Annotated in this window: 6 protein-coding genes; 4 read left to right on the top strand and 2 right to left on the bottom strand. The window is 58.1% G+C overall.

All coding sequences use genetic code 11. The features are described 5' to 3' along the window. Nucleotides 1-274 precede the first annotated feature (274 nt). The 3 genes from IEY38_RS09700 (at nt 275) to IEY38_RS09690 (ending at nt 3,771) form a co-directional block, all read left to right on the top strand. A complete protein-coding gene (locus IEY38_RS09700; RefSeq protein ID WP_188977378.1) occupies nt 275-1,549 on the top strand; it encodes a PGF-CTERM sorting domain-containing protein in 1,275 nt (424 codons plus the stop codon). Nucleotides 1,550-1,878: 329 nt separating this feature from the next. Next, nucleotides 1,879-3,438 carry a PGF-CTERM sorting domain-containing protein gene (locus IEY38_RS09695; protein ID WP_229775262.1) on the top strand — a complete coding sequence of 520 codons (1,560 nt, stop codon included), beginning with the start codon at nt 1,879-1,881 and terminating at the stop codon, nt 3,436-3,438. A gap of 192 nt (nt 3,439-3,630) precedes the next feature. Next, the gene (locus tag IEY38_RS09690; protein ID WP_005534211.1) at nt 3,631-3,771 is read left to right on the top strand and encodes a hypothetical protein; all 141 of its coding nucleotides are present in this window, start codon (nt 3,631-3,633) and stop codon (nt 3,769-3,771) included. 129 nt (nt 3,772-3,900) lie between these two features. Here IEY38_RS09690 and IEY38_RS09685 read toward each other — a convergent pair whose 3' ends face one another. Together IEY38_RS09685 and IEY38_RS09680 are read right to left on the bottom strand one after the other, a co-directional pair. Next, nucleotides 3,901-4,434, bottom strand: coding sequence for a metal-dependent hydrolase (locus IEY38_RS09685; RefSeq protein ID WP_188977324.1), 534 nt, complete (start codon nt 4,432-4,434; stop codon nt 3,901-3,903). Nucleotides 4,435-4,551: 117 nt separating this feature from the next. Beyond that, a complete protein-coding gene (locus IEY38_RS09680; protein ID WP_188977322.1) occupies nt 4,552-5,565 on the bottom strand; it encodes a DUF1616 domain-containing protein in 1,014 nt (337 codons plus the stop codon). Nucleotides 5,566-5,774: 209 nt separating this feature from the next. Between IEY38_RS09680 and IEY38_RS09675 the strand changes: the two genes are divergently transcribed. Beyond that, the gene (locus IEY38_RS09675) at nt 5,775-7,799 is read left to right on the top strand and encodes a hypothetical protein (protein ID WP_188977374.1); all 2,025 of its coding nucleotides are present in this window, start codon (nt 5,775-5,777) and stop codon (nt 7,797-7,799) included. Nucleotides 7,800-7,802 lie beyond the last annotated feature (3 nt).

Below are 7,802 nucleotides of genomic sequence, written 5' to 3'. Positions count from 1 at the left end.
TCTGAGCAGGTCTGCGAGTTCCATGAACAGTTCTCGCAACGGCCTGCTCACTTCTCAAACTCGCTCAACTAGACAGTGCCATCTGTAGCTATTTGTCACAAACTCATAACTACAGAAAAACAGTCAATTGTACTCCAGTTAATAGTATATGTCGGCATAGAGGGCTTGTAAGGGCCTCAAAATAGTACCGCTGCACAAGAAATATATCACAGGCTTCAGTAATGTTTCTATAATGGTAAAAACACCAATAATAAAACCGGCTGTCATCTTCGTCATGGCAGTCGCGTTGGTACTCGCTGGTCCGTTATCAGTGACGACCACTGCTTGGGCAACCCCCGTTGCTGAGAGCCAGTCGATCTCGGTGACCGAAAACGTCGACGTGTGGGAGCGGTCCCCGCTCACGCTTCGAACGACGTCAGAAGGGCCGACCACGATAGCGGCACCGCGGACGTTCATCAACGTCGAATCAGCTGCGACTGGCGACTTACCGCTCAACAAACGGACGGTGACGATCCATGAGCGCAACGAGTCGATAAACATGTCCTTCGAATCAAGGATCGGCGCTGGAACGAGAGCACTCGCCGGCGACGAGGCGCAACTGCTGGCTGTCAAGTTGGATGAAGCACCGACTACGGCAGGGGTAAACGCTAGCAACATTTCCGGCGCTTCCCTCGAAGATGTCTTCGCAAATAACTCGGACACTACGTCATCGGAGCTACTCGATGACGCGGAAGGCGTCGACACGATAGACGAGGATGGCGAACTGCAGGCGTCCTACACCCCCGAATCGGGCGGCGCATACGGCTTCGTTCTGGTGACTGTCGACGAGGGTGATGACGGGCTATCGGTGTCGGACGGCAACGTCTCTGTCAACGGGAACGTGACCGTCGTCGGCGTCGAACAGGCTGTGGTGCAGGACAACGCCTCGAATGTCGAGCGGACTCAGAACCCGGTCAACCCCGGTGACAACGTCACGCTGGCTGTCGACACTGAGATGGAAGACGAAAACGCTACCCACGCGGTCCTGCTGGTTCGACAGGGCGAACTCCAGCAGCAGTCGAGCACGGTGACTGTGTCGGGCGAACTGAACGAGAGTTTCTCCGCTGACCAGGTCTCCGTCGAGAATTCCTTCGATGCCGTCAGCGGTGTTGGAACGGTCGGGAGCAACACTATACTGGGGAGTTTCAACCTCTCCGAGAACCAGTTGATACCTTCGATCGGGTTACCGGGGCTGTTCGGCACGGTGGTTTCCGAAGCCGAATCGGACGCTGACGGAGACGTTATCCATGCCTCTACAACGATTGTCAGCGGTGACGCTGACGCCAACGTGACGGTCCAGACCCTGGATTCCTGGCCAAACGGTGCGTATCAGTACGTTCACGTCGCAGTCGGTAACGAAACCGGGGCTATCAACTCGGACACTGGCACGGTGACAGTGAGTCCGGGCGGCGGCCCTGATAACGGTGATGGCCCGGGCAACGGTGGCGGTCCTCCGGCCAACGGTAACGGACAGAATGATACTAGAGACGACGAAGGGGACGCGGAATAACTGATCGGGGTGGCCTTCACTGGTTGAGGCCACCGAACACAGTATCTCTTTGTGCGCCGACGTGTGCGGACTCTACTCCAATGACACGGCAGATATTGGATAACTGATGTTAAACCCGGGCCCACTGTCGAGTCCTTACTATCAAAAACACATCAATTCGGACCGTTTTCACAAATACGAATAGGGTAACTTACCGGGGCACGATCCATGATTCGCGCTGTAAAATTCCCAGACAGTGTCTACGTGTTTTGTAAGCTTAATATGATACTGTGTACCGTCGAATGTCACTGCATAAGAATTATACCATACCCCTCCGAAAAAATTCAGTAATGTATAAAACAACAAACGGAAAACGAACTGTAATTTGTGCGATTACAGTGCTGCTGGTGTTAGCCGCGCCCCTATCGGTAACGTCGGCAGCGGCAACGCCAGTCGATGAAGAGCAAACGAGAGCAGTGACGGAAAACGTGGATGTCTGGGAACGGTCGCTGCTCCCGCTTCGGACGTCCTCAACCGGCCCAACGACGATAGCAGCCCCGGAGACGTATATCAACATCGAGTCCGCCCAGACCGGTGACGTCCCCCTCAACAGAGAAGAGTACACGATTCACGAAACGGGCGAATCAGTGGATCTGACGTTCGAATCAACGACCGGTGCTGGAACGACGGGACTTGCCGGCGATGAGGCGCAACTGCTCGCTGTCAGACTTTCTGAAGACCCATCTGCGTCCGGGTTTAGCGAAGGAAGTATCAGAACCGATCTGGTTGATATCTTTACGAACGATTCCAACGCCAACTCGGTCGAACTGCTAGATGACGCGGAAGGGGTCGGTTCGATAGACAATAACGGGGTGCTCGAAACGTCGTATACACCTAACTCGGGTGGTGCCTACGGCTTTATCCTGGTCACTGTCGATGACGGACAGGGCCTGTCCGTTTCGGACAACAATGTTACGGCCGATGGGAACGTGACTGTCGTCGGCGTCGAACAGACACTGGTTCAGGAAAGCGCGTCTACGGTCGATGCCCCCTCTGACAATATCACCGCTGGCGATAACGTCTCGCTCGATATCGAGACCGAACTGGACGACGATTCTGTCACGCACGCCGTGCTGGTACTCGACGAGGACGAACTCCAACAGCGGACGAGCACCGTCCGTGTGACCGGCGAAATCGGTGAGAACTTCTCGGAAGACCAGGTCACGGTCGAGAACTCTTTCGACGGTGTCAACGGCGTCTCGTCAACCGATGATGACGCCACTTTCACCGATGTGGACACGACGACGGCAGGAGCGATGCCGTCGGCGGGATTGGTCGGTTTGTTCGGATTCGTTCTCTCCGAAGCATCACCGGATTCGACCGGTGATGACGTGATGCATGCCTCTGCGACGACGGTATCTGATGCCCCCGATACGACCGTCGATGTCGAAACGCTCGACTCCTGGCCAAACGGGACGTACACGTACGTGCACATCGCCATTGGCGAAGACTCAGACGAGATCAACTCCGCCACCGGAACGGTCACACTGTCACAGTCGAACGAGACGGATTCGGGCGACGATGGCGACGATGATGACAGTGACAGCGATGACGATGACGATAGCGACGACAACGACTCTGACGACGACAACGACTCCGATAACGAGAGCACTGAAGAAGACACGACGGACGAAGCGACGACTGACACTGAAACCGACGACGGTACCGAGACTGAAGTCGGAACGGAACCGACGGAAACAGTTACGACCGCAGGAGGTGGGGCACAGCAACCCGATGAGACAGCCACAACTGGAACGGTTGAAACCACGGAATCGAGTGGTCCCGGTTTCACCGTCCTCGTCGCGGTGCTAGCACTGCTAGGTGCCGGGTTCCTGGCACGACGGGACTAACGAACTCGACAGGTTACGCAGCGGCTTCGGTTATTCTCTGACGCGATTTCTTTCCCCGCTGTATACCAATCCGAACTCTACGTTTCCCGGATAGCTGAACTATCATGTCACTAGCGGTTACAGACACCATGTTGCTGAAAGGGATAATTTTATGAAATTTTACATATAACATGACTGTGTAAGGTACATACAATGGGGGACTACGCAAAGCCATCTCGTGCGGCGAAAATCAAGTGCATCAAGTGTAACTCACCGGTTGTGCTCACCGTTGACGAAGAGTACATCTGTGTCGACTGCGGCGAAACGCCGATCGAATCCGCGGCCCCAGTCTGAACAGTCGTTTTCGTTTTAGCCGTCTCTCTCCAGTGTTGGGAACAGCAGGCACGATCTCTGACAGATAGCCCGAAACCCGCCGCTTGAGACCCACTGCTTCAGTGGCAACGACTGCCGGCCGTGAACGTGTTACCGTTGTGGTATTTCGGCTGGGACCTGCTCGTATCTCTGGTACACCGTCACGAGACTGTAGCTGACGGCCAGTCCGAAGACGATCAGGGGGACGGCAAGCGAGAGTAGACTGTCAGGCGAATGCGCCGCAAACGACGGCGTTCCATCGGGGTTTGCTGACAACAGCGGCCAGAACAGGTTCGGAAAGAAGTAGTAGTCAGTTCCGAGCCGCACAATCGGATAGAAGTCGCCGGCGATGTGCGAGAGGTAGCCGGCAGAAAACACCACTGCGTACCGCCCGTAGCTACGGCGGGCAGCCAGCAGTACAATGACGGTGAGGACGGGGAGCGAGATGACCAGCGAGTGGGCCAGCATACGCCCACTCGGAAGAATAGCGAACGTCCACGCGAGCGGCTTGTCGATTACGTCCGGGAGTTGCGTCGCAACAAGCAGGAGCAGTACCATCGGCCCAGACGGGAGGTGACGCCACCGAACCACCGTATATATCGTCAACGGAACGGCTGCGAGGAGGAAGTGGCCTGTGGGGTACACCGTAAATCGAATGATCCGAGAAAACAAAAGCTGTTCGCCGGATTCGGTGTTCAGAGAGCGGGCAGCGGGACAGCCCCGTTTTATCTGGGCTAGCTCTGCCCTCTACGGGAACGTGGATTAACCGGTTACGTTCACCCAGAGATGGACTTCCCGGTATGCTGTCGATTGATCCACAGTCTCAGGTGGTGAACCGCGGTACAGCAGGTACTGGAGCCGAAGCCTGTCGCCAGTCATTCTGGGTGTCACCTCGTGCTGACGGTGCCAAGTCTCGTTGTGTCCCAGCGTCGGCTGGAAACGCCGCAGTTCCGATCGTTCCCGAACCCGGGTCTCGTTGCCGACGCGTTCGACGCGTTGTAACTCGGCGATAACGGTGTACTCCGTCCGTTCGTGTTCTTGATTCCCGATACCGACGATCAACGAGCGACTGTCGCCCTGTTGAAACTCCGTGGGATAGCCGTCAGCGACGAGTTCGCCGTCCTCGTCTTCGGTCAGCAGGTAGAACTCGCTGAACCGCTCGCCGTCCTTTGGTACTGTGACCGCATAGCCGACGCTGGCGGCCGCAAGCAGGATGCTCAGGACCAATAGCACGTTCAGGGCCGCGTCCGTCCGTGAGGCCGGCGAGAACAACTCCGCACGTCCGGCACTGAGCCACGCACGGTACGGGACGCGAAACCGTTCATCGGCGGGCAACGCCCAGCGTCGAACAGCCGCGACAGCGGTCAACACGAGCGTCAGACCGCTAAGTGACACGAGAATCGGAAGCAGGCGGATCCCCCACGGCGTGAAGTTCAACACCAGTCCGACCAGCGGAACGAGGGCGATACTGAGTCCGAACGAGAGTGCAGTCCGTTCGATCCCGTCAATCCCGTCAGCCTCATGATTCGCGACAGTTTCATCGTCAGCATTCGGTCCGCTCCCGGCCTCCGGAAACAGCGCTGCAATGAACGCATAGCCGGGAATGAAGAGGACAAACACGAGTCCGACGATGATACGGACCGGCGTGTCGGAGACGACCGGCAGGAGGGCAGCCAGATTCGTCAGAATCACCACGCCGATGACTCCTGCCAGATCGGCCGGGAGGTGGCGGAGTTGGCGCGGCAAGAGGAGTTTCCACGCCCTGGTTTCAGCCATTAGCAGTGAGTCATGTCGGCGCGGTAAAAAAATAGCTGATTACGTCGCTTTCTGTCACAGTATATGACTGCGACTGGTTCCGGTGAGGCAACCGAACGGATTTTATCAAACCAGCAGAATAACTCGGTGTGTTCCGGAGCCAGTCGTGGGTCGTGCTGGTCACCCTGACAGTAGTAGGGCTCACAGTGGGCGCTGGTGGGGTGGCAGCGATGGGAGTTGATGACGGGGGTCCGGCTCTGAACCGGCAGGTGGAGACGCCGACGGACGATAACGAGACGCAACAAGAAAACCCGGATTCGGTATCGGACGGCGAGTACAGTGACGAAACGGCCGCTTGGTTAGCCCGGACGATGGGAGGGCAGCTGGAAAACAGTAGTATTGCGCTGTCGAACGACCAGTACGACCAGGCACGGTCGGTCCTCGGCGACGACTACGACAAGCGCCTAGAGCAGTACGTCGAGGTTGCCGGAGACACGTCCTCAGATACGGACGACACTGCTGCGAGGGAGTTCGAGGCCGCGGGCGAGAACCAGCGAAATCTCACGAACGAGGTCCAGCGGTATCGGCAACAGTACGCGGCGTATCAGACAGCACGCGAGCGGGGTAACGAACGCGAGGCTCGTGTTACCGCGCGTGCGATGGAGCGAACGGCATCGAACATCAGCGACAGGAGCAAAAAACTGAACCAGAATCTCGACCGGATCGAGAACGCGACGTCTGTCGACCTCTCTTCTGGACAGACTGAAATCAACGAGACGACAGCGAACATCACGGCGACGCAGGCAGTTATCCGTGAAGAGACGCTCGTCGGGACGACACTCACGGTTCAGGCGATCGATTCGACTGCATCGTTTAGCGACCCCGGAACGGTCTCCGGGCAGATACAGACTGAGAACGGCTCGGTCGTCGCGGACGAGGCGGTCGAACTCAGGATCGAGAACCGGACTCGGACTGTACAGACTGATTCGAGCGGCGTGTTCGAAACGCAGTACCGGCCACGCTCGGCCAGGCTCGGGTCACAATCCGTGCGGGTCGAGTACGTCCCGGATGCCGACTCGGTGTACCTGTCCGACAACGCCACGTTCGCGATTGACGTACAACAGGTGACCCCGGACGTGACGAGCGAAATCGCACCGGAGACGGTGGGGTACGGCGACCGACTCAACGCCACAGCGTCCGTGACAGTCGAGTTGAGAGGTGTCGACGAGGTACCAGTCGAGTTCGCCATTGGTGATACCGTCGTCGCACGAACGACGACCGGATCGAACGGCACCGCCACAGAAACGATCCGACTCCCGGCATCGATAAACGACGGTGACCGCCAAGTTGTCGCCCGGATTCCGTATGAGAACCGAGCGATAGCGGGCGCACAGTCGGAAACCCCTGTTGTCGTGGTCATGACTCGGACAGACCTCTCAGTGAATGCATCGCGAACAGCTGAGGGGGTCCTCGTCCGGGGACAACTCCAGACCGGTGCCGGGGACCCTGTCGCGGGTCGCCCGGTACGGCTGCAGGTCGGTGCTGGTGGAACCCAACTCGTCGAGACGGACCGGGACGGGTCCTTTCAGACTGTCCTTGAGGATCTGCAGAACAACGAGTCAGTTACGGTTACCGCCACGTACGAGGAACCGACCTCGAACCTCGGTAACGCGACCGCAACGACAACGCTGGTGGCTGGGTCCGGTGGCGGCAACCCACCGGTCGGCCCTGACGAGAACCCAGCAACTGGCTTCGTAAACGGGATTATCGGATACAGTTGGCTGCCCATCTTCGGTGGCGGGGCAGTGCTTGCAGTTATCGTCGCGGCCTGGTTCGTCGTATCGCGGGGCCGCCGGTCCCGGACTACGGACTCGGCTGTCCCAGCTGGGGAAACTGCGGCATCGATGACCGGGCCAGACCAGACGGGGGCGCAACCGGACGCGACGACTCCGACGTTCGAGGACCGCGCCGAGACGTCTCTGGCTAGCGAAAATTACGACGCCGCAGCGATGGTAGCGTACACCGCAGTCCACGACGAGCTAGCGGTGGAAAACGGCATTGACGAGGGGGCGACACACTGGGAACTCCTCCAGCGGAGCCAGGAGCACGGCGTTCCCGAGGAACGGATGACAGATATCGAAACGGTTGTCGAAGCTTTTGAGACGGCAGCGTTCGCACCGACGTCGGTTGATCCGGCACGCGCGGAAGCGGCTGTCGAACGTGCCCGTAAAATCAAGTCGAACGGGGACTCGTGACCG

The sequence above is a fragment of the Haloarcula sebkhae genome (assembly GCF_014647415.1).
GTDB lineage: Archaea > Halobacteriota > Halobacteria > Halobacteriales > Haloarculaceae > Haloarcula > Haloarcula sebkhae.
The sequence above is the reverse complement of the archived record's forward strand: the minus strand, read 5'-3'. Positions and strand labels throughout refer to the sequence as shown.